Source organism: uncultured Oscillibacter sp. (genome assembly GCF_900546705.1).
Lineage (GTDB): Bacteria > Bacillota > Clostridia > Oscillospirales > Oscillospiraceae > Oscillibacter.
Window position 1 is genome coordinate 106,450 of sequence record NZ_URDP01000001.1, and the last position, 19,569, is coordinate 126,018.

General features: G+C 58.1%; 18 protein-coding genes. 2 read left to right on the top strand and 16 right to left on the bottom strand.

The annotated features are described in order from the left end of the window. Window positions 1-2: 2 nt before the first annotated feature. The 4 genes from QZS13_RS00465 to QZS13_RS00480 form a co-directional block, all read right to left on the bottom strand. Window positions 3-1,391, bottom strand: a complete 1,389-nt coding sequence (locus tag QZS13_RS00465; protein WP_295584142.1) for a YfcC family protein — start codon at window positions 1,389-1,391, stop codon at window positions 3-5. Window positions 1,392-1,403: 12 nt separating this feature from the next. Further along, window positions 1,404-2,402 carry an ornithine carbamoyltransferase gene (gene argF, locus QZS13_RS00470; protein WP_295584144.1) on the bottom strand — a complete coding sequence of 333 codons (999 nt, stop codon included), beginning with the start codon at window positions 2,400-2,402 and terminating at the stop codon, window positions 1,404-1,406. Between the two features lie 37 nt (window positions 2,403-2,439). Next, a complete protein-coding gene (gene arcA, locus QZS13_RS00475; protein WP_295584146.1) occupies window positions 2,440-3,663 on the bottom strand; it encodes an arginine deiminase in 1,224 nt (407 codons plus the stop codon). 142 nt (window positions 3,664-3,805) lie between these two features. Then, complete coding sequence (locus QZS13_RS00480; RefSeq protein WP_295584149.1) at window positions 3,806-4,654, bottom strand: DegV family protein; 849 nt, start codon at window positions 4,652-4,654, stop codon at window positions 3,806-3,808. Between the two features lie 174 nt (window positions 4,655-4,828). On the opposite strand from QZS13_RS00480, the gene QZS13_RS00485 reads away from it, so the two are divergent. Together QZS13_RS00485 and QZS13_RS00490 are read left to right on the top strand one after the other, a co-directional pair. After that, entirely contained in the window at window positions 4,829-5,275 is a 447-nt protein-coding gene (locus QZS13_RS00485; RefSeq protein WP_295584151.1) for a MarR family winged helix-turn-helix transcriptional regulator, read from the top strand. Next, window positions 5,272-6,651, top strand: a complete 1,380-nt coding sequence (locus QZS13_RS00490; RefSeq protein WP_295584153.1) for an MATE family efflux transporter — start codon at window positions 5,272-5,274, stop codon at window positions 6,649-6,651. The genes QZS13_RS00485 and QZS13_RS00490 overlap by 4 nt, the downstream gene beginning before the upstream one ends. 37 nt (window positions 6,652-6,688) lie before the next feature. Here the strand turns inward: QZS13_RS00490 and QZS13_RS00495 are convergent, their stop codons facing one another. From QZS13_RS00495 to QZS13_RS00550, 12 genes are all read right to left on the bottom strand, one after another. Continuing rightward, window positions 6,689-8,047, bottom strand: coding sequence for a uracil-xanthine permease family protein (locus tag QZS13_RS00495; RefSeq protein ID WP_295584155.1), 1,359 nt, complete (start codon window positions 8,045-8,047; stop codon window positions 6,689-6,691). A gap of 149 nt (window positions 8,048-8,196) precedes the next feature. Beyond that, a complete protein-coding gene (locus QZS13_RS00500) occupies window positions 8,197-9,639 on the bottom strand; it encodes a M20 family metallopeptidase (protein WP_295584157.1) in 1,443 nt (480 codons plus the stop codon). 105 nt (window positions 9,640-9,744) lie between these two features. Further along, window positions 9,745-10,503 (bottom strand): amino acid ABC transporter ATP-binding protein, encoded by a 759-nt coding sequence (locus tag QZS13_RS00505; RefSeq protein ID WP_366557927.1) that lies wholly within the window; start codon window positions 10,501-10,503, stop codon window positions 9,745-9,747. Window position 10,504: 1 nt separating this feature from the next. Next, window positions 10,505-11,281 carry an amino acid ABC transporter permease gene (locus QZS13_RS00510; RefSeq protein WP_295584161.1) on the bottom strand — a complete coding sequence of 259 codons (777 nt, stop codon included), beginning with the start codon at window positions 11,279-11,281 and terminating at the stop codon, window positions 10,505-10,507. Between the two features lie 89 nt (window positions 11,282-11,370). Next, complete coding sequence (locus QZS13_RS00515) at window positions 11,371-12,267, bottom strand: transporter substrate-binding domain-containing protein (RefSeq protein ID WP_295584163.1); 897 nt, start codon at window positions 12,265-12,267, stop codon at window positions 11,371-11,373. Between the two features lie 305 nt (window positions 12,268-12,572). Next, window positions 12,573-14,324, bottom strand: a complete 1,752-nt coding sequence (locus tag QZS13_RS00520; RefSeq protein WP_295584165.1) for a Na/Pi cotransporter family protein — start codon at window positions 14,322-14,324, stop codon at window positions 12,573-12,575. A gap of 246 nt (window positions 14,325-14,570) precedes the next feature. Next, window positions 14,571-15,434, bottom strand: a complete 864-nt coding sequence (locus QZS13_RS00525; protein ID WP_295584167.1) for a patatin family protein — start codon at window positions 15,432-15,434, stop codon at window positions 14,571-14,573. 69 nt (window positions 15,435-15,503) lie between these two features. Further along, entirely contained in the window at window positions 15,504-16,409 is a 906-nt protein-coding gene (locus tag QZS13_RS00530) for a DMT family transporter (protein ID WP_295584169.1), read from the bottom strand. Window positions 16,410-16,584: 175 nt separating this feature from the next. Further along, window positions 16,585-17,625, bottom strand: coding sequence for a site-specific integrase (locus QZS13_RS00535; RefSeq protein WP_295584171.1), 1,041 nt, complete (start codon window positions 17,623-17,625; stop codon window positions 16,585-16,587). 24 nt (window positions 17,626-17,649) lie between these two features. Next, on the bottom strand, window positions 17,650-18,039 hold the full coding sequence (locus QZS13_RS00540; protein WP_295584173.1) for a hypothetical protein: 390 nt from the start codon (window positions 18,037-18,039) through the stop codon (window positions 17,650-17,652). Window positions 18,040-18,088: 49 nt separating this feature from the next. Continuing rightward, window positions 18,089-18,850: a PH domain-containing protein gene (locus QZS13_RS00545; RefSeq protein WP_295584175.1), complete on the bottom strand. Its 762-nt coding sequence runs from the start codon at window positions 18,848-18,850 to the stop codon at window positions 18,089-18,091. A gap of 199 nt (window positions 18,851-19,049) precedes the next feature. Next, entirely contained in the window at window positions 19,050-19,397 is a 348-nt protein-coding gene (locus QZS13_RS00550) for a helix-turn-helix domain-containing protein (RefSeq protein WP_295584177.1), read from the bottom strand. Window positions 19,398-19,569: the final 172 nt, after the last annotated feature.

Here is a 19,569-nt window from a genome sequence, read left to right on the forward strand (position 1 = left end):
GGCTATTCCAGCACCACGCCTGCCATCAAAAAGAGGACAATGAGCACGGTAAAGGCGGCGATGAGCTTCCAGGAGAACTTGAGCCATCGGTCGTAAGGCACATGGCCCAGGGCCAGGGCGCCCATGACCACGGCCGCGGTGGGGGTAATGAGATTTACAAGGCCCGAGGCGGACTGGAACGCCGTCACGACCAATGCGCCGCCTACCCCGGCAAACTTGGCCAGGGGGGCCAGAATGGGCACGGACAGTGTGGCAAGGCCCGACGAAGAGGGAATCAGCACCGACAGCGGCAGGTAGAGAAGAAATACCAGCAGCACAAACTGAACGGGGCCTGCACCGGAGAGCGCAGACTCGCCCCAGTGAAGAATGGTGTCGGTGATTCTGCCGTCGTTCATCAGCACGGTAATGCCACGGCTGATGCCGATGATAAGGGCCACGCCCAAAAGGTCGGCGCAGCCGGCCACGAAGGTGTCCACCAGCGTCTCTTCCCCCATGCGGTCCATAAGCCCCACCAAAATGCCGCCCACCAAAAACAGGGCGCTGAGCTCCGGAAACCACCAGCCCAGCGTGGGCAGAGGCAGTCCCATCTCATCGAAGGGAATGACGGCGTAGGTCATAATCAGAAAGATCAGAGCGAATACCCCGATGATAGCCTTGCGGCGGGGGGTGAAGGGGACGGACTGCTCCATGCTCACCTGGAGCTTGCCCGCGCCCACACCCACCACCGAGTGGGAGGGATTTCGCTTTACCCGGGCAGCGTAGGCGGCGACGTACCAGATGGCCACGCCTTCGAATACCACCCACTGGACGGCCCGCAGCAAAATCCCGTCTCCCAGGGAAACACCTGCAAAGCCGGCGGCGATGCCGGTGGCGAAGGGGTTCACCGTGGAGCTGATGACGCCGGCGCCGGCACCCAGCATGATGACGGCGATGCCTACCACCGCGTCATAGCCTGCCGCCAGGAATACCGGGATGAGCAGAGGATAGAAGGCCATGGTTTCCTCCCACATACCGTAGGTGGTGCCGCCCAGGCCGAAAAACACCATCAAAATGGGGATGAGCCACGCCTCCCGTCCTCCCAGACTGCGGATGACGCTGCCCACACCTGCGTCCACGGCGCCGGTCTTCATAACAATGCTCAAAAAACCGCCTACCATCAGGATGAACACGCACACGTCCACCGCCTCGTAAAAGCCGGAAAAGGCGGCCTTTGCCACGGCACCCGGGCCCTGAGGAGACGCGGGGGCGGGACGGTAAGTGCCCGCCTGGGGCACGCCGTCCACATAGTCGTAGGTGCCGGCGGGAATGAGCCAGGTGGCGGCCGCCACCGCGATGATCAGCAAAAATAAGATGGTGTAGGCTGTGGGCATGCGGAACCGGGACTTTTCCAAACGATCAGCTCCTTATTTTCCGATGGTGGCCACAAGCACGGCCTTGATGGAGTGCATGCGGTTTTCCGCCTCGTCGAACACCACGCTGTGGCGGCTGCGGAACACCTCGTCGGTGACCTCCCGGATGTCCACGCCCTTGTCCTTCCACTCCTTGGCAAGCTTCGTCTCAAAGTCGTGGAAGGAGGGCAGGCAGTGCAGGTACAGCACATTGGGGTTGCCGGTGGCTTTGAGCGTCTCCTCTGTCACCCGGAAGGGAGAGAGCAGTTCGGCGCGCTTGGGGATCAGGTCTTCCTCGCCCATGGAGGCCCAGATGTCGCCGTAGATCACGTCCGCGCCCTGCAGGGCCGCGGGGTCATGGGTGATCTCGATGGTGGCACCGGTACCCAGGGCAATGTCCTGCACCCGGCGCACCAGGGCGTCGTCCATTTCCCGGGCCAGCTCCTGGGGTCCCAGACCCACAAAGTGCATGCCCATCTTGGCCGCACCGAACATCCAGGCATAGCACATGTTGTTGCGCACGTCGCCGGGGAATACCACTTTTACCTCCCGCAGGGGCTTGGAGCAGTGCTCCTCAATGGTCATCATGTCTGCGAGAATCTGGGTGGGGTGGTCCGCGTCGGTCAGGCCGTTCCAGACAGGTACGCCGGAATACTTGGCCAGGTCCTCCACCACTTTCTGCGCGTAGCCCCGGTACTCAATGCCGTCGAAAAAGCGGCCAAGAACCTTGGCCGAGTCCTCCAGGGACTCCTTCTTTCCCATCTGGGAGCTGCCTGCGTCCAGATAGGTCACATGGGCACCCTCCTGAGTGGCGGCCACCTCGAAGGAGCACCGGGTGCGGGTGGAAGTCTTTTCAAACAGCAGCACGATGTGCTTTCCCTCCAGGGCGTGACCGCAGATTCCGGCCCGGCGCTTGGCCTTCAGATCATGGCCCAGGTCCAGCAGATACCGGATTTCGCCGGGGGTGAAATCCTCCAGGGTAAGAAAACTGCGTCCTTTCAAATTGACAGCCATAGTATACACTCCTTGTTTTTGATTTGAATTTGCCTTTTCAGGCCGGATCGTCCCGCCACAGCGGCATGGACATGCACCGGGGACCGCCCCGGCCGCGGCTGAGCTCCGCACTGGGGATGGTGTGGATGCGGACGCCTGCCTCCTCCAGCGAGCGGTTGGTCACATAGTTGCGGGAGTAGACCACCACCTCGCCGGGGGCGATGGCCAACGTGTTGGACCCGTCGCTCCACTGCTCCCGGGCGGCGTCGATCTCGCTGCCCTGACCACAGGGAATCAGCGTCACGCGATCGAGTCCCAGATGCTCTTTGAGAATGTCCTCCAGCCGCCCGTCCTCCTGACGGATGGTCATCTTCCGGTTCTCGTCCAGTTCCATGACGAACACGGTGATGCTGGAGAGAATGTTGGGGTGGACAGTGAACTTGTCCCGGTCCACCATGGTGAACACCGTGTCCAGATGCATGAACGAGCGGGTCTTGGGGATATTGAAGGCCAGAATCTTGCGGAAGGTCTTGCTCTGGGAGAGCACTGTCTCCGCCAGAGCGTCGATGGAGTCCTCCCGGGTCCGCTGGGAGATACCAACCGCCAGTACCTGGGGCGAGAGGACCAGAATGTCGCCGCCCTCCAGCGAGGTGGTCCGGCCCCGATCGTACCAGCGGGGGGCGTTTTTGTAGAGGGGATGGTGCTCAAAGATAAACTTGCCGAAGAGGGTCTCCCGGTTGCGGGTGGGGGTGTGCATCTTGTGGATGGATACGCCGGTGCCGATGGTGGCAAAGGGGTCACGGGTAAAATAGAGGTTGGGCATGGGGTCCACGGCAAAGGGATAGCTGTCGGCGGCGGAGAGGTAGTCTCCCAGCCGTGCGCTGCCGGTGCGCAGCTGCTCCTTCCGCACGCCCGCCATCATGGTAGCCACCATCTCCCGGTCAGGCATGGCGGTCAGGTATTCCTCCAGACTCTCCCGCATGCGGGCGTCCCGGAGGTCCGACTCGTCCAGGAATTGGCGGATGAAGTCCCGGCGCACGTCACCGTCCGTCAGTGACTCCACCACCAGGTCCCCAAGGTACACCACCTCCACGCCCTGGGCGCGCAGGCAGTCGGCAAAGGCGTCGTGTTCCTTTTGTGCTTCCTTCAGATAGGGGATGTCGTCAAACAGCAGCCGCTCCAGGTATTCGGGCATGAGGTTTTCCAGCTCCGCACCCGGACGGTGCAGCATAACGCGCCGCAGACGGCCGATTTCCGAGGTATTATGAATCCCGGTTTCCAATCTTGGATCACTCCTTTTTTGTCGCAGGGTTTGCTCTGACATAGAATCTGTGTTTTTTCCTGTTTCATGCACGGAAAGCGAAAAACAGGCAAAAAAAAGAACAGGCCGAAGCCTGTTCTTCTTCCATATGGATTTTTTCGGTTCAGTAGCCCAGAATCAGGCCTTTTTCCATGGCGTAGAAGCTGGTGAGTCCCCGGCAGGAGAGGATGTCCACGCTGCGCACAGGCAGGTCCTCCAAAATCTGCTGCTTGAGCTTGAGGGCACCGGCGAGATTTTCACAGTGGGAGATGACCACCTCGGCACCGGTACAGTCTTTGCTCTGACGCATGAGCGCGGTAATGGCCTTGTAGGTCTTGGCCTCACCACGGGCCTTGTCTGCCACATGAATGGTACCCTGAGGCGTGGCGTCGGCAATGACGTGGATGCCCAGGGAGTGGAGCAGCGTGCCCACCAGGGGACGCATCCGGCCGTTTTTAATGAGATTGTCGAAATTCTCCAGGGTAAAACAGGTGCGCAGGGCTGCCTGATGGAGCCGCAGCTCGTCGCAGATGCTCTCAAAGTCCTCCGGGCCGGAGGCGGCCTCCATCAGTGCCTGCGCCTTTCGGATCAAAAGCACCATGGCGCCGGCGGTAGCCTTGGAGTCAATGACGCAGATTTTTTTCTCCGGGTGCTCCTCCAGGGCCATCTCACGGCCCATGACGGCGGCATTGTAGGTGCCGGAGAGATTGGAGGAGATGGTAAAGCACACGGTACAGTCCCCGTTTTCAAAGGCACGGGCAAAGGCCGCAGGGGAGGGACAGGCTGAGGAGGAGGCGGACTTTTCCGCCGCCATGGCGTCCAACAGATCGGGGACCACCAGCTCGTCGTTATCCAGGAACTCACGGGCACCTACCTGCAGCCGCAGGGGAACGATCTCAAACCGGACAAGGTCGCTTTGGAAGGAGGACATGCGCAGGTCGCAGCTGCTGTCGCTGACAATATTCCAAGTCATATAAAACTCCTTATAATCTGGTTTTTGAAACCAGATTTTTTCTTAAATCATAATACGGAATCGGGGGTTTGTCAATGGCTAAAGCGGCAGTGGATTGACAAATTCCAAGGATGGTGTTATGCTTTCAAATGGTTTTAAAAAGAACTGTTTTAAAAAGAACGAATGGAGGCGCCTATGGAGTTTTCGCAGCTTTTGCAGGCGGCGCGCCAATTTGAACGGATGCTGGCTCAGCAGCTGGCCCCGCTGCTGGAGCGCACGGGATTGACCATGGGTGAGGCGCGGGTACTGCTCTTTCTTGCCAATAATCCCGGCTGTGACACCGCCCGGGATATGGCGGCGGTGCGGGGACTTGGGAAATCCCAGGTGTCCCAGGCAGTGGAGCTGCTGGTGGGAAAAGGGCTTTTGGAGCGGTGTCCCAGCCAACGGGACCGGCGGATCGTCCATCTGGCCATCACCGGGGCGGGATGGCCCACGGCACGGAAGATTCAGGCGGTGCAGGCCCGGTGCGGACGGGCGCTGCTGGAGGGACTGACGGCGGAGGAGACGCAGACCCTGCGGGTCATTCTGAGAAAAATCGTGGCCAACAGTGAAAAGCTGGCCGGAGAGGAGCGGGAACAATGAAGCGGGACAATGTGGATCTGGGCAGCGGGAAAGTCAGCCGTCTGCTGTTTTCTCTGGCCATGCCCACCATCACCTCCCAGATCGTCAACATGCTGTACAATCTGGTGGACCGGGTGTACATCGGTCACATGACCCCGGTGGATACGGTGGGCAAGCTGGCGCTGACCGGCGTAGGCGTGTGTCTGCCGGTGATTATGGTGGTGTCGGCGTTTGCGGCACTTCTGGGCATGGGCGGTGCCCCCCGGGCATCCATTGCCGAGGGCCGGGGCGAAAAGGCCGCCTCGGAGCGGATTATGGGCAACTGCTTTACCATGCTGGTCATTGTGTCGCTGGTGCTGACGGTGGTGCTGCGGGTGTTTGCCCGGCCTATGCTGCTGACCTTCGGTGCCAGTGAAAATACCATCGGGTACGCCCTGGACTACATGAACATCTACGCTCTGGGCACGCTGTTCGTCCAGGTTACTCTGGGCATGAATGCCTATATCACGGCGCAGGGATTTACTACTGTCAGCATGCGGACGGTGCTCATCGGCGCCATCTTGAATACGGTGCTGGACCCCATTTTCATCTTCGGCCTGGATATGGGAGTCAAGGGGGCGGCGCTGGCCACCATCCTCTCTCAGGCGGTGTCGGCAGCGTGGGTCATCCGGTTCCTGCGGAGCAAACAGACCAAGTGGCGCCTGGAGGGGAAAAACCTGCGGCCCCGGGCCAAGGTGGTGCTGCCCTGCCTTGCGCTGGGCCTGTCTCCCTTTATCATGCAGTCCACGGAGAGTTTGATCGCCATCTGCTTCAACTCCTCGTTGCTCAAATACGGCGGCGACATCGCTGTGGGTGCCATGACGGTGCTCACCAGCATCATGCAGTTTGCCATGATGCCCCTCCAGGGGTTGACTCAGGGTGCCCAGCCCATTGTCAGCTACAATTACGGCGCCAAAAAGCCGGAGCGGGTCCGGGAGGCCTTCAAGTGCCTGCTCAAGGCCTGCGTGGTGTATTCCATGTGCCTTTGGCTGCTGGTGCAGCTGTTCCCCCGCATGTTCATCCTGATCTTCAACAGTGATTCCACGCTGGTGGATTATGCTTCCTGGGCCCTCAGAATCTATATGGCGGCCACCGGTGTGTTCGGCGTGCAGATCGCCTGCCAGCAGACGTTCATTGCCCTGGGAAATGCAAAGACATCGCTGTTTCTGGCGGTGCTGCGGAAGATCATCCTGCTGATCCCGCTGATCTATATCCTGCCCCACTTCTTTACCGATAAGGCGTTTGCGGTGTTCCTGGCGGAGCCGGTGGCGGATATTCTGGCGGTGTGCACCACGGCCACCATGTTTTTCTTCCAGTTCCGGCGGAGTATGGCGGAGCTGGAACATCCCAAGCAGTGAAAAAAGCTCCCTGCGCACATTCCGCAGGGAGCTTTTTTTACTTTTTCTCCCGGGGCAGAACCAGGTTCAGCAGCACAGCCATGATGGTGGCCACCACTACGGGGGATTTGCCGAAAATCATGGTGAAGCTGTCGGGGAACTGGCTCAGGGACTCAGCCGCCTGGGAAATGCCAACGCCCAAAGCAGCGGACAGACCTACAATGGTGGTATTGCGGGCGGTCAGATCCTGGGAAGCAATGAGCTTCATGCCGGTCATGGCGATGGTGGAGAATACGGTCACCGTGGCGCCGCCCAGCACGCACTGAGGGATCGTGGTCAGAATGGCGGCAAACTTGGGGGATACGCCTGCCAGCAGCAGAAAGCCGCCGGTCAGGGCAAACACCGTCCGGTTGATGACCTTGTTGGTGGTGACGATGCCCACGTTCTGGGAATATGTAGCGGTGGGAAGGCCGCCGAAGAGGGCAGTGAGGATGTTGCTGACGCCGTAGGCAATGATGCCGCCCTGCAGTTCCCGGTCGGTGGGATCGCGGTCCATGCCGCCTACCGTGGTGGCTGTGAAGTCGCCGATAGCCTGAATGGAGTTGATGGCAAACAGCAGCCCGATGGCAATGCAGGAGGCGGGATCAAACGTGACGCCGAAGTGCAGGAAGCGGGGCAGGGAGAACCAGGCCGCCTCGCCCACGCTGGAAAAGCTCACCATACCGAAACACACGGCGGCCACCACGTAGCCGAAGAGCATGCCGATGAGAATGGAGGCCAGCTTGCAAAGACCCTTGGCAAAATGGTTGAGAATAATGACCACGGCAAGCGTCATGGCAGCCACCAGCCAGTTCTGCCAGGAGCCGTAGATCAGGGACTCGGAGGCGCCGGAGGCGGCAATGGCCTCGGCGGTGTTGGCAGTTCCGCCGGCCATGTAGTTGATGGCGGTGGGATAGAGGGAAAGACCGATGGTGAACACCACCGTACCGGTGATGACCGGCGGGAACAGCAGCCGGATCTTCTTGACAAAAATGCCCACCAGGACGGCAACCACGCCGCCGACGATCATGGCGCCGGCAATGGCCGCCACACCGCCGCCCGAGGAGGCGATGGCCTGCATGCTGGGCACATAGGCAAAGCTGACGCCCAGAATCACGGGCAGGCCGGAACCGAAGTAGCGGCTGATGGGGAACAGCTGCAAAATGGTGCACACGGCGGACATGACCAGGGACGCCTGGATCAAAAGCACACGATCGGCCTGACTGAGGCCGACGGCGCCTGCAATGATGATGGGCGGCGTGACGCAGCCGACGATCATTGCAACCAGATGCTGCAATGCCAGGGATACAGAGGTACCAAGAGGGGGTCTGCCGGTAAATTGAAACAGGAGATCACGACCGCGGGGAGAAGATTCCATAACGATGGCTCCTTTCGGGTTAGTTTCTCAATACAACTGTATCATAACACAAGAAATTGTAAAAGCAAACAAAAATTTTTTAGAAAAAACAAAAATTTATTGCAAAATGGGCACCCGGATTTTCCGGGTGCCCATTTGTGGATGGGAATTTATTCGGGAATGGTGGGAACCGCATCGGGGGGGATGGGGCACACATAGCCGTCGGCGGTGCGGCGGCGGAACTCGGCCTTGGCCTCCTCCAGCAAAGCGGGATTGGTCATCAGGTCGATGACGGAGGCGCAGAGCACCTTGCCGGCGTGGACGGCGCCCTTGTGGCCCAGATCTGTGCGGCCGCAGGAAACATTCTGCCAGCTGTGGCCGGGACAGCCGTTGGGCCAGGTGGCTACATGGATCTGACCGGTGGGGCACTGCCAGCTTACGTCGCCCACATCCGTGGAGCCGGGCTCGAAGGCGTCACCCTGGTACAAAGGCACCAGGAAGCTGTTCATGGCGTGGCCCGCCTCCCGGTGCATCCGGAGGGCCTCCTGGGCATAGGCGGGGTCGAAATCACTGCCGATGCCGGGGGCGCTGTCGCTGCCGGGATAGGTCTTGGACAGCTGATCGGCAAAGGCCAGCTCCTCCGACGTATAGGAGGGAACGCCCAGGGCTTGGAAGTTCTCGTAGAGCACCTTTTCCAGAGCCCGGTTGGTAACCGTGTCCGCCAGGCCGTCAATGAAGCGCTTTTCATAGGTGGTCTCCGTCATCAGCGCGGCGCCCTCCGCGATTTTGTCCACGCGCTTCTGGAGCTCCACTGCCTCAGCCACATGGTTGGAGCGTACCATATACAGCACACTGGCCTTGGGCTGCACCACGTTGGGGCTGCGCCCGCCGGTGTCGGTGATGGCGTAGTGGACCCGGGCCTTGTCGCTCATGTGCTCCCGCAGGAACTGAACACCGATGTTCATCAGTTCCACGGCATCCAGGGCACTGCGGCCCCGTTCAGGGGCGCCGGCGGCGTGAGAGGCCACACCGGTAAACAGGTACTGGGTCTGAATGCAGGAGTTGGAAGAGCCGGTGACCACTTCGTTGACGTCCTTGGGATGCCAGGTCAGCGCCGCGTCCAGGCCGTACCACAATCCCTCCCGGGCCATGAACGCCTTGGCGGCGCCGCCCTCTTCACCGGGGCAGCCGTAGAGGATCACGGTGCCGGGGGTCTTGGTGGACTCCAGATACGCCTTGACACCCAAAGCCGCGGCCAGAGCGCCGGCGCCCAGCAGGTTATGCCCGCAGCCGTGTCCGCAGCCGCCGGGGGTGCGCTCCTTCCGCTCCAGGCTTCCGCCCTCCTGGGAGAGGCCGGAGAGAGCGTCGTACTCGGCCAGCAGGCCGATGACGGGACGGCCGCTGCCGTAGCTGGCGGAAAAGGCGGTGGGGATGTTGCAGATGCCCTTTTCCACCGTGAAGCCCTCCTGCTCCAGAACCTGGCAGTACAGCGCGGCAGAGCGGTCCTCCTGAAGGGACAGCTCCGCGTAGTCCCAGATCTGATCGGCCACCTGCCCGATAAGGTCGGCCTTGGCCTCCACAGCGGCTACGGCCGCTTGCTTTTCTTGGGTCATACCATGTTGCTCCTTTCTTTCTCGCAGATGAAATGGCGGGGGGCGTCCGGCGCCCCATGAAAAAGGGCACGCACTTTCGGTGCGTGCCCTGGGAAAAACCGGGAATTACAGCACCTTGCTGAGGAAGTCCTGCAGCCGGGGATGCTGGGGGTGCTCGAAAATGTCCGCGGGCAAGCCCTGCTCCAGAAGCTTGCCGTCGGCCATGAACAGCACCCGGTTGCCCACTTCCCGGGCAAAGCCCATCTCGTGGGTAACGACCACCATGGTCATGCCCTCCTGAGCCAGCTCCTTCATAACCTCCAGCACCTCGCCGACCATTTCCGGGTCCAGCGCGGAGGTGGGTTCGTCAAAGAGCATGACCTGAGGCTCCATCATCAGCGCACGCACGATGGCGATCCGCTGCTTCTGACCGCCGGAGAGCTGAATGGGATAGGCGCCGGCGCGGTCCTTCAGGCCCACCCGGTCCAGAAGGGCCAGGGCCTTTTCCTGGGCCTTTTCCACGGGCATGTGCTTGACCTGGACGGGCGCCAGGGTCATGTTGTCCATGATGGTCATATGGGGGAAGAGGTTGAAGTGCTGGAACACCATGCCCATCTTCTGCCGGTGCTGGTCGATATTCAGCTTGACCATCTTGCCCTGGGCATTCTGCACCTTCTTTTTGGTGATATCCACGCCGTCGAACACGATGGAACCGCCGGTGGGCACCTCCAGCAGGTTCAGACTGCGCAGGAAGGTGGACTTGCCGGAGCCGGAGGGACCAATGACCACCATCACGTCCCCTTGGTTGATGTCCACGGTGACGCCGTCCAGCGCCTTGATGGCGCCGTGGTTGTAATATTTCTTCAGGTCTTTGACCTGGATCAGACTATCTCTTGTCGCCACGGCTCATTCTCCTTTCAAAGTACGCGATGATCTTGCTGGTGGGGAAGGTCAGGCAGAAGTAAACCAGCGTGGCAATGACCAGCGGCTCGGCGATCCGATAGGTAGCGCCCTTGATGGAGGTTACCGCGTACATGATCTCCTGGACACCGATGGTGTAGCAGATGGAGGATTCCTTGATGATGGTGACAAACTCGTTGGCGATGGCCGGCAGGATATTCTTGATGGCCTGGGGCATTACCACAAAGCGCATGTTCTGCACCTGGCTCAGGCCCAGAGAGCGGGCTGCCTCCGTCTGGCCGCCGTCGATGGACTGGATGCCGGAGCGGATGATCTCGGAGAGATAGGCACCGGAGTTGAGGGCCAGGGCCACCACGCCGGGGAGGAACCGCTCAAACCGGATAAAACCGAAGATCTTGAAAGTGGGCAGGTCCACGCCGTCAAAGACTACATAGTAGATTATGAACAGCTGGACCAGCATAGGCGTGGCCCGGAAGACTTCCACATACACAGTGGCCAGGAACCGGATGGGATTGAACCGGCTCACTGCCGCCACAAAGCCCTGATCCCGGAGATGACCGTCCTTGGTCAGTGCCAGGAACCGCAGGGGGCAGACATCCGAAAGCCGCATCACGGCCAGGATCAGCGCCAGGATGAAGCCGAAGATAACGGTCAGCGCGGACAAGGATACCGTGCAGACCAGGCCCTGCTTGAAAAGATCGATATAGGCAAATGTTTTTTCGAAACCGGCGGCAGTAAACACAGGCGGTTTCCTCCTTTTTCTCTTGTTTCAGGAAGCAGTCAATTCCTCCCCGCGGAGACCGCGGGGAGGAATCGGAACGCAGGAACAAATCAGGCGGCAGGAGCCTCGGCAGAGTCCAGAGTGCCCTCGTAGATATCGCCGGAAGCCTGATCCACGGCCTCGACCACGAACTGATCAAAGGAACCGTCTTCCTTGGCGGCGGCGATAGCCATGTTCACACCGGCCAGCAGAGCGGCATTGCCCTTGGACACGCCCACCACGGAGCCCTTGGCGTCATAGGGAACGTCCAGAGCCACGCACAGGTCGGGGTACTGGGACGCATAGCTCTCAGCCACCATAGTCTCGATGTAAGCACCGTCCAGCTTGCCGGTCAGCACCTCGGCAATGATGTCGGGCACCTTGGTCAGCTCCACGATATCGGCGTCGGGGGTGTTCTCCTTGGCCAGATCAGCCTGGATGGAACCCACCTGGGCACCGAGCTGATACTCAGCCTTGTTGGCATCCTCCATGGAGGTGAACAGGTCCTTGTTGGCCTGGGTGCAGACGAAGGACTGGCCGCCGGTGATGTACACGTCAGAGAAGTCCATGCTGTCGGCACGCTTGGGATCGGGGGAGTAACCGGCCATGCCCAGATCCACGTTGCCGTTTTGCAGCTCCATGATGGTGCCGTCAAAGTCCATGGGGATCACTTCCAGCTCCAGGCCCAGATAGTCGGCGATGTACTGGGCCAGGGCCATGTCGAAGCCGGCCAGCTGGGGATTGCCGTTTTCGTCCAGCGCATAGAACTCATAGGGGGCAAAGTCAGGGCTGGTGGCCACGGTGAGCTTGCCCTCGGTGATGGTGGTGATCTGAGACTTGAGCTCGTCGATGGACATGGTGGAGTAATCCACAGCCTCTTCTTCCGTGCTCTCTTCTTCCTTGGAGCCGCAGGCAGCCAGGCTGGCGGTCATGGCCAGAGCCAGCAGCAGCGCAAACAGTTTCTTCATAACATTCATCCTCTTCCAAATTTCATGTTACCCGCCGCAGCGGGGATTCTCTATGCCGCGGGGATTGTCTCCCCTTTGGAACATGCCTAACCTTACCACGTCCCTGTAAGAATGTCAATACTTTTTCACGGAAAATGAATATTTATTTGAATTGAAGATGAAAGTGCCAAAAGATAACCGAAGAAAACAGGGAAAACAAGGAGCAGTTCGTCATATTCACAAAAGCACGCATGCATAAAATGAATAAAAAACTGCATATTCAAAAAAGGCGAGCCCGCCGGAAAGCGGGCTCGCTGTATAAAAGTTCATGCCTGCCGGGGCAGCTGATACTTTTCCAGCTGACTGGCAAGATGACGGGCAAAGCCGTCGTCGGTTTTGAGGCTGTGGAGATAGGCGTGGCGGTCCAGGGAGCTGTCCTGTTCTTCCAGGATGCACACGGCAATGTTGGAGCAGTGGTCGGATACCCGCTCGAAGTTGGTCAGAAGGTCACTGAGAATAAAGCCCAGCTGGATGGTGCACTCACCGGTCTGGAGCCGCTGGATGTGGCGCATGCGGACCTCCTCGATCAACCGGTCAATGGTCTCCTCCAGAGGCTCTACGGACAAGGCGGCGTGGGAGTCATCGGCGGTGAAGCAGGAGAAGGCGCGGTTCATAATGTCCCGCAGGGCGTCCAGCAGGACTCCCAGCTCCTCCTCGGCAGAATCGGAGAAGCGCAGATCCTTCTCGTGGAGCTCCTGAGCCGACTCCTGCAGGTTGAGGGCGTGGTCGCCGATGCGCTCGAAATCACCGATGGCGTGGAGCAGGCGGGAGACGGTGCGCATGTCCTCCATGGACACGCCGTGCTGGGAGATCTGGACCAGATAGCTGCCCAGCCGGTCCTCGTATATATCCAGCTTGTCCTCATTTTGAACAATCTGATTTTCCCGTTCCTCGCTGTACGCGCTCAGCTGTTCCAGGGACAGCAGCAGGTTCTCATGGGCCAGCTCGCCCATCTGGTTGGTCATGGAGACACACTCGCTGATGGCCACGCCGGGCGTGCGCAGCAGCAGGGGGTCCAGGAAGGCGAAGCTCTCTTTGCGGCTTTCGCTGGGCACCAGTCTCCGCGCCAGCTTTTCCAGCTGGCGGGAGAACGGCAGCAGCAGGACTGTGGTAAAGATATTGAACACGGAGTGGCAGAAGGCAATGCCCACCACGCCGATGGGGTCGTTGAGGAACGTGAAGTGGAACAGGGCGTTGGCACTGTAGAAAAGCACCATACACACCGCCGTGCCGATGACATTGAAGGAGATATGCACCACGGCCACCCGCTTTGCGCTGCGGCTGACGCCGATGGAGCTGATGAGGGCGGTGACACAGGTGCCGATATTCTGACCCATGATGATGGGAATGGCGGCACCGAAGGACACAGAGCCGGTGAGGGCCAGGGCCTGCAAAATGCCCACAGAGGCGGAGGAGGACTGAATGACGGCGGTGAACACCATGCCTACCAGCACGCCCAGCAGGGGGTTCTGGAAGGCGGTGAGCAGCTCGGTGAAGGCGGGGACCTCGGAAAGCGGCTCCACGGCGCCCTTCATCAGATCCATGCCGTACATCAAAATGGCAAAGCCCACCATGACCCGGCCGATGTCCCGGCGCTTTTGCTTTTTGGAGCCCATGATGAGGATGACGCCGATCATGGCCAGCAGGGGGGAGAAGCTCTCCGGCTTGAGCATGTTGACAAACACGTTGTCGCTCTCGATGCCCGTCAGGGAGAGAATCCAGGCGGTGGTGGTAGTTCCGATGTTGGAGCCCATGATGACGCCGATGGTCTGACTCAGCTCCATGACGCCGGAGTTGACCAGTCCCACCAGCATGACCGTCACCGCGGAGGAGGACTGGATGGCCACGGTGATGCCGGTGCCAAGCAGCAGGCTCTTGAACGGGTTGGAGGTCATGCGCTTCAAAATGCGTTCCAGCTTGCCGCCGGCCATCTTCTCCAGGCTTTTCGACATGGTGGTCATGCCGTAGAGGAAGAAAGCCAGGCCGCCGCAAAGGGTAAAGACGGAGAAAATATCCATGCTGTTGCTCCTTTTTCTTCTTTCGGTCAGGCGTTTACAGGCAAAAAAAATATGCACGAATCTAATGCCGCTCCTTTACGGATATGCAGCTTTAACATTATATATTCAAAAAACCGCACTGAGAAGAGGGTACGACAATTTTTGTAAAATTTGCGTAAATTATAAGAGAAATTTCACAATGCAAACGTGGAACATTTGTGAAAAAGAGAAACGCCTCCTGGGAAAGGAAGGCGTTTCACGCAAAATTTACGAATTTTTGCCCGACCAGAATTCCGCCACGGCGGGCAGGGATCGCCGCCCGGCAAAGTAGCCGGACTGCCACAGAGCACGGATCTTCTCCAGATCCCGCTCTGTCCGGGAAAAGCCGGTGGTGTCCTCCGGGGCGATGACCAGCACCCGGCCCTCCCGCTCCAGATCGAAGAGCTCCGCACGGCACTGGTTGTACCGCTGAGCCCGGGTTTCCAGCGTTTCCACAAAGCGGGGGTACTTCCGGAAGGCCCGCCGCAGGATGGGCATGGTGCGGTCCTGCGTCTTTTCGTAGCTGCGCTCCCGGGTCAGAATCACCACCACCCGGTCGCAGCCCACATCAAAGGCGTGCTTCCAGGGAATGGCGTCGGCACAGCCGCCGTCCAGATAGGGCTGGCCGTTGATGTGGTAGACGGGGAAGAGGAAGGGGATGGCACAGGTGGCCTGGAGCAGCAGATTGTGCTCGTCGTGCCGGGGCACCGGCAGATAGTCGGCCTGCCCGGTTTCCAGATTGGTGACCACCGCCTCTGCCTGGCCCGGATAGGCCGCGAACGCATCATAGTCAAAGCGCTCCAGCTCATTGGGGATCGTCTCGTAGGAAAAGCGGAGGCCGAAATAGGAGCGGTTTCCCCGGCGCAGATAGTTGCCCATTCCCATGTAGCGCCGGTCCCTGACATAGGTGGTAAGTACCCGCAGGTTCCGGCGGCTCTGCCGGGAGAGATAGCTCACGCCGTAGGAGATACCGGCGGAGACACCCAGCGTGTAATCCGGCAGAGGCAGTCCGCCGTCCAGGAAGGCGTCGCACACACCGGAGGAGAAGATGGTGCGGAAGGCGCCGCCCTCCAGCACCAGCGCAGTTTTCATGAGAGGTCACTTCCTTTGCATTGCTTTCTTCCCATCATAGCACGTCCCGGAAAAAATGAAAAGTGGCAGTCAGCCTGCTTGGGACAGGGAACTTTTCTGCTGTTTTGGGGTATGGTTGAGCAGCACCACCGAGGCAAAGATCAGTAGAATGCCCACGCCCTTGAAGCCCAGCAGGGACTCTCCGTAAAGGGCGAAGCTCAAAAGCGCGGCCACAGCCGGCTCCACAGTGGCCAGAATGGCGGCCTTGCCGGTCTCCACGCCAGCCAGACCCTGGGTGTAGAGAATAAAGGGGAACACACAGCACAAAACGCCGATGCCCAGGGCGCCGATCATGGTCTGCGGCTGGGTCAGCAAAGAGGTGGACTCCCAAATCCGGGACAGGGGGAGAGCGCCCAGAGCGGCAAAGAGAAATGTGTACTCGGAGATGGTTACGGGGGAATACCCTTTTTTCAGGGCAAAGCGCCCGAAAATGCTGTACAGGGCGTAGCCTACGCCGGCACCGATCCCGATGAGGATACCGCCCGGAGAGAAGGCGTGTTCGCTGCTGCCAAACACACCGGCCACAAACAGGCATCCCAGAAAGGTCATGATTACGGCTGTGACCTTTTTGCCGGTGATGGGCTCGTGAAACAGCACGGCGGAAAACAGCATGACGAAAATGGGCGACGTGTACATGAGTACGGCCGCCACGGCCAGGCTGGTCAGTTCGATGGCGGTGAAGTAGCACCAGTTGAAAAAGACCAGGCTGATGATGCCTGTGCCCACAAAGCACCAGCAGTCCCGCAGCCGCACCCGCAGCAGCGACCGGTCCCGGACCAGAATATACAGCGTCAGTGCGACGGCGGCAGTGGAGACCCGAATGGCCACGATCTGCACCGGAGTAAAGCCCACGGCGCGCAGCGCGTTGGAAAATACGCCGATGGCGCCCCAGAGGGCGGCGGCTGCCAGAATCGGCAGGTAGGATTTTGTATTCAATGTGCACCTCCTATGCAGCGTGTTTTGAAGCAGCAAAAATAAAAATCGGAGCAAGCATTTGCTTGCTCCGATTTGGCGGAGAAGGAGGGATTCGAACCCTCGAGACCCTTTAGGGGCCTACATGATTTCCAATCATATAAAACCCGCCTAGTATCAAGCAATACAAAGAATTTGACTACGATTTGACTACATTCTTTTTTTCACTGGTATCATAGGCGTCCAGCAACGCTCTGGCTTTATCCGTCTGACTATCCCGGATGTGCGTGTAGATCCCGCGCATAGTTTTGATGTCGGAGTGGCCGGTCTGCGTCATGGCAACCTCGGCGGGTACGCCTGCCTCGTACAGCTCCGTCACATAAGCATGGCGCAGCTGGTGAGGTGTGATGCCCAGTTTAAGATCATCCCACCACTGGATAAACTCGCCTTTGGTCATGGGGCCTCCATCTTTCCCCGGAAAGAGGAGGCCCTTTTTCTTGCCTTTTGGCAGGAGGTCAAGGAGTTTGGAACGGATAATGATATCCCGGCGCCCGGCGGCGCTCTTGGTCCATTTAACGATTACTGGCGCATTGCCGTGGTACTCCACCTCTTTTGTAACGTGGATAACCCGGGCTTTGACGTCGATGTCTGCCCATTCTAGTGCCATTGCCTCACCGCGCCGGCATCCGGTGTAATAAAGCAGGATCGGCAGCAGGTTAAAGCCAGTCGGCTCCAGAGCCGTGACTTTGGCCAAGGCGTCGTTTGTTGGCATCTCCCGCTTTTTCGAAGTCAGGCCCTTAGGGAGCTGAGCAGCTGCCGCTGGGTTTGCGGTGAGATCTCCGTGACGCATGGCATACTTACAGATCCGATTAAGCACCACCAGTCGCACACGGACTGTCTGCCGGGCAAAGCCCTTTTTTGCCAGTGCCCGCAAAAACGACTCAATGTCCAGTGTGGTGAGCTCCCGGATGCGAACGTCTCCAAATGCCTCCAGGACGTCCTCTGTCGGCTTTTTATAGCAGGTAAGGGTGTTATATCGGATCTCCTGCTCTGCCTCCGCCTGCCAGCCATGACAGACTTCCCGCAGTGTTTTCCCCTTGGCCTGCTCACCAGTAAACTCCAACACTTTCCGGCGGACTTCCTGCGGGGATGCTCCGTAAAATGTTTTGCGCTTGGGCTTCCCATCTGCGCCGGTGATTGTGAGATTCATCTGGTATCGACCATCTGCGCGCTTTTTCATGCCACAATCCTCCGACTCCAATAGTTACTGTGGCAGGTTTAACAGCTCTTCACCATCGACACTGACAAAATAGGGAGCATATTCTCCATTGCTGCCCGTGAGCATTACGGCAATTTTCCCATATACCGCCGGGGCCCATACAGTAACAGTTCCATCCGGATTGAAATATACAAGCCAATCATCTGCGGTTGTAAGATCGGATTCATAGTCTACATCCGGAGCATATTGATCCAGGGCGACCATGGCCGTGGCAATGGCTCGACGCTCTTCATCTTCAGCGGCTTTTTGCTGCGCTGCATCTTTTTTTGAAACAATAGTAATTACACTGACACAGACAACAATGATGCAGACGCACACAATTAAGACTGGCTTGAGCAATCTGTCCACAAGTGGCTTTTGCCCGCTATTTTTCATCACACACACTCCCCGTGTCCGAATCGGACACGTTTATTTTAAGTAAAACTTATAAACCCAACAGCTGCTTTTTCTTCGCGTCGAACTCTTCTTGCGTCAAGACGCCGGCATCAAGAAGCTGCTTGAACTTCAAAATCTCATCTGCAGCGCTGAATGCCGGAGCAGACGCTTGAGCGGTTGGTGCAGGTTCCTTTTGGGCACGGAGGTCGTGGAATACTTGCAAGACCTTTGCACTGATTTCTTTTGCGCTGTTCTTATCTAACCCAACGTTAAATACTTCCTTGATGGTGTCGATCGTCAGCACACCAAGGATCAGGCCGGAAGAAAACGTAATATCGTTGATATTATCCAGATAGATGGATTGGAAATTTTCCCCTGCAATCTTTAACTTTTGCCCCATTAAAATCCGCTTGTTGGTAATTGCATAAGCATAGTTTTGATCGTGCTTGGTTGCGCTCACATAGTTGTGAAGGCCAATAAAGGCCATCATGAATTCTTCTCCGGGCAGTAGTTTTTCGGCAATTACCCGGAAATGCTTGACACCCCAAGTTTCATTCCAGCCACGGCCAAAGCCATTGTCAACAGCGTATTTGTACATTTTCCGAGCCATTGCATCATAACTGGCGCTGTTGGAAATTCTTGCCTGAATGTCTCTTTTAGTCATGTTTTTAAGAGCGGAAGTATCGGAGATTCCCGCATCTTTCAAACAGTCCTGACATAGCCACAAATTATCTGCGAGTCGATATTTTGGAAAATCGCATTCTTCACCACAGACTGAACAAATGGCGGCTTCTCTTGAAAACAATCCCACGTTAATCCCCTCCAAAAGAAAGTGTCCGATTCGGACACTTTTTATTTTTTTGATGCACGCGGACGTGCACGTTTTTTTGTTTGGGTGCCACTGGGTAGACCGCCTAACGGCGGATATGCCCGGCCATGAGCCGGAAAAGGAGGATCTTCCATGGCGCAGAATGACCGGCTCACAGAAGCTCTGGAGCTGTTTGACCAGCTCACTCCTGAGGAGCAGACGATGTTCCTCGATCTTTTACGTAGCCTCGCAGCTGGCTTAGAAAAAACGCCTGCTCCTGGGGCGTGAGCTGCTGGTACAGCTGCATAAACTCTTCCTGCTTCCCGTCGGCCTGCTGGCCGGCGGGTTCTTTTTTGCCGGTGAGCAGGTACTCCGTGGTGGTGCCCAGGGCCTCGGCGATCTTTTCGATGTGCCGCTTATAAGAAACGGTTTTCCCGTTTTTCCAGTCTGTTATAGCCTGCGGCCGAACACCGATCATTTGTGCGAAAGACTTTTGATCAATACCCAGCGAGGAAATAGCTTCTAAAATTCTTTCTACACAGGAATCCATTTGAGCACCTACTTCACAATGAAATATGAAAAATTCATACAGCGAATTTGTGAAAAACAGATAAATCTGAAAAAATCATATATAATGCGTTGACAATCTGAATATTTCAGATTACAGTATAACCACAAACTACATGAAAGGAGAAACGACAAAGAACCATGTTTATTCATGA

Bases quoted from the DNA above. Each gene is read 5' to 3' on its own strand.
- argF (WP_295584144.1), bottom strand. From the start codon at position 2,402: ATGGCTGTCAATTTGAAAGGACGCAGTTTTCTTACCCTGGAGGATTTC.
- QZS13_RS00480 (WP_295584149.1), bottom strand. From the start codon at position 4,654: ATGACTTGGAATATTGTCAGCGACAGCAGCTGCGACCTGCGCATGTCC.
- QZS13_RS00485 (WP_295584151.1), top strand. From the start codon at position 4,829: ATGGAGTTTTCGCAGCTTTTGCAGGCGGCGCGCCAATTTGAACGGATG.
- QZS13_RS00490 (WP_295584153.1), top strand. From the start codon at position 5,272: ATGAAGCGGGACAATGTGGATCTGGGCAGCGGGAAAGTCAGCCGTCTG.
- QZS13_RS00495 (WP_295584155.1), bottom strand. From the start codon at position 8,047: ATGGAATCTTCTCCCCGCGGTCGTGATCTCCTGTTTCAATTTACCGGC.
- QZS13_RS00500 (WP_295584157.1), bottom strand. From the start codon at position 9,639: ATGACCCAAGAAAAGCAAGCGGCCGTAGCCGCTGTGGAGGCCAAGGCC.
- QZS13_RS00515 (WP_295584163.1), bottom strand. From the start codon at position 12,267: ATGAAGAAACTGTTTGCGCTGCTGCTGGCTCTGGCCATGACCGCCAGC.
- QZS13_RS00520 (WP_295584165.1), bottom strand. From the start codon at position 14,324: ATGGATATTTTCTCCGTCTTTACCCTTTGCGGCGGCCTGGCTTTCTTC.
- QZS13_RS00525 (WP_295584167.1), bottom strand. From the start codon at position 15,434: ATGAAAACTGCGCTGGTGCTGGAGGGCGGCGCCTTCCGCACCATCTTC.
- QZS13_RS00535 (WP_295584171.1), bottom strand. From the start codon at position 17,625: ATGAAAAAGCGCGCAGATGGTCGATACCAGATGAATCTCACAATCACC.
- QZS13_RS00540 (WP_295584173.1), bottom strand. From the start codon at position 18,039: ATGAAAAATAGCGGGCAAAAGCCACTTGTGGACAGATTGCTCAAGCCA.
- QZS13_RS00550 (WP_295584177.1), bottom strand. From the start codon at position 19,397: ATGGATTCCTGTGTAGAAAGAATTTTAGAAGCTATTTCCTCGCTGGGT.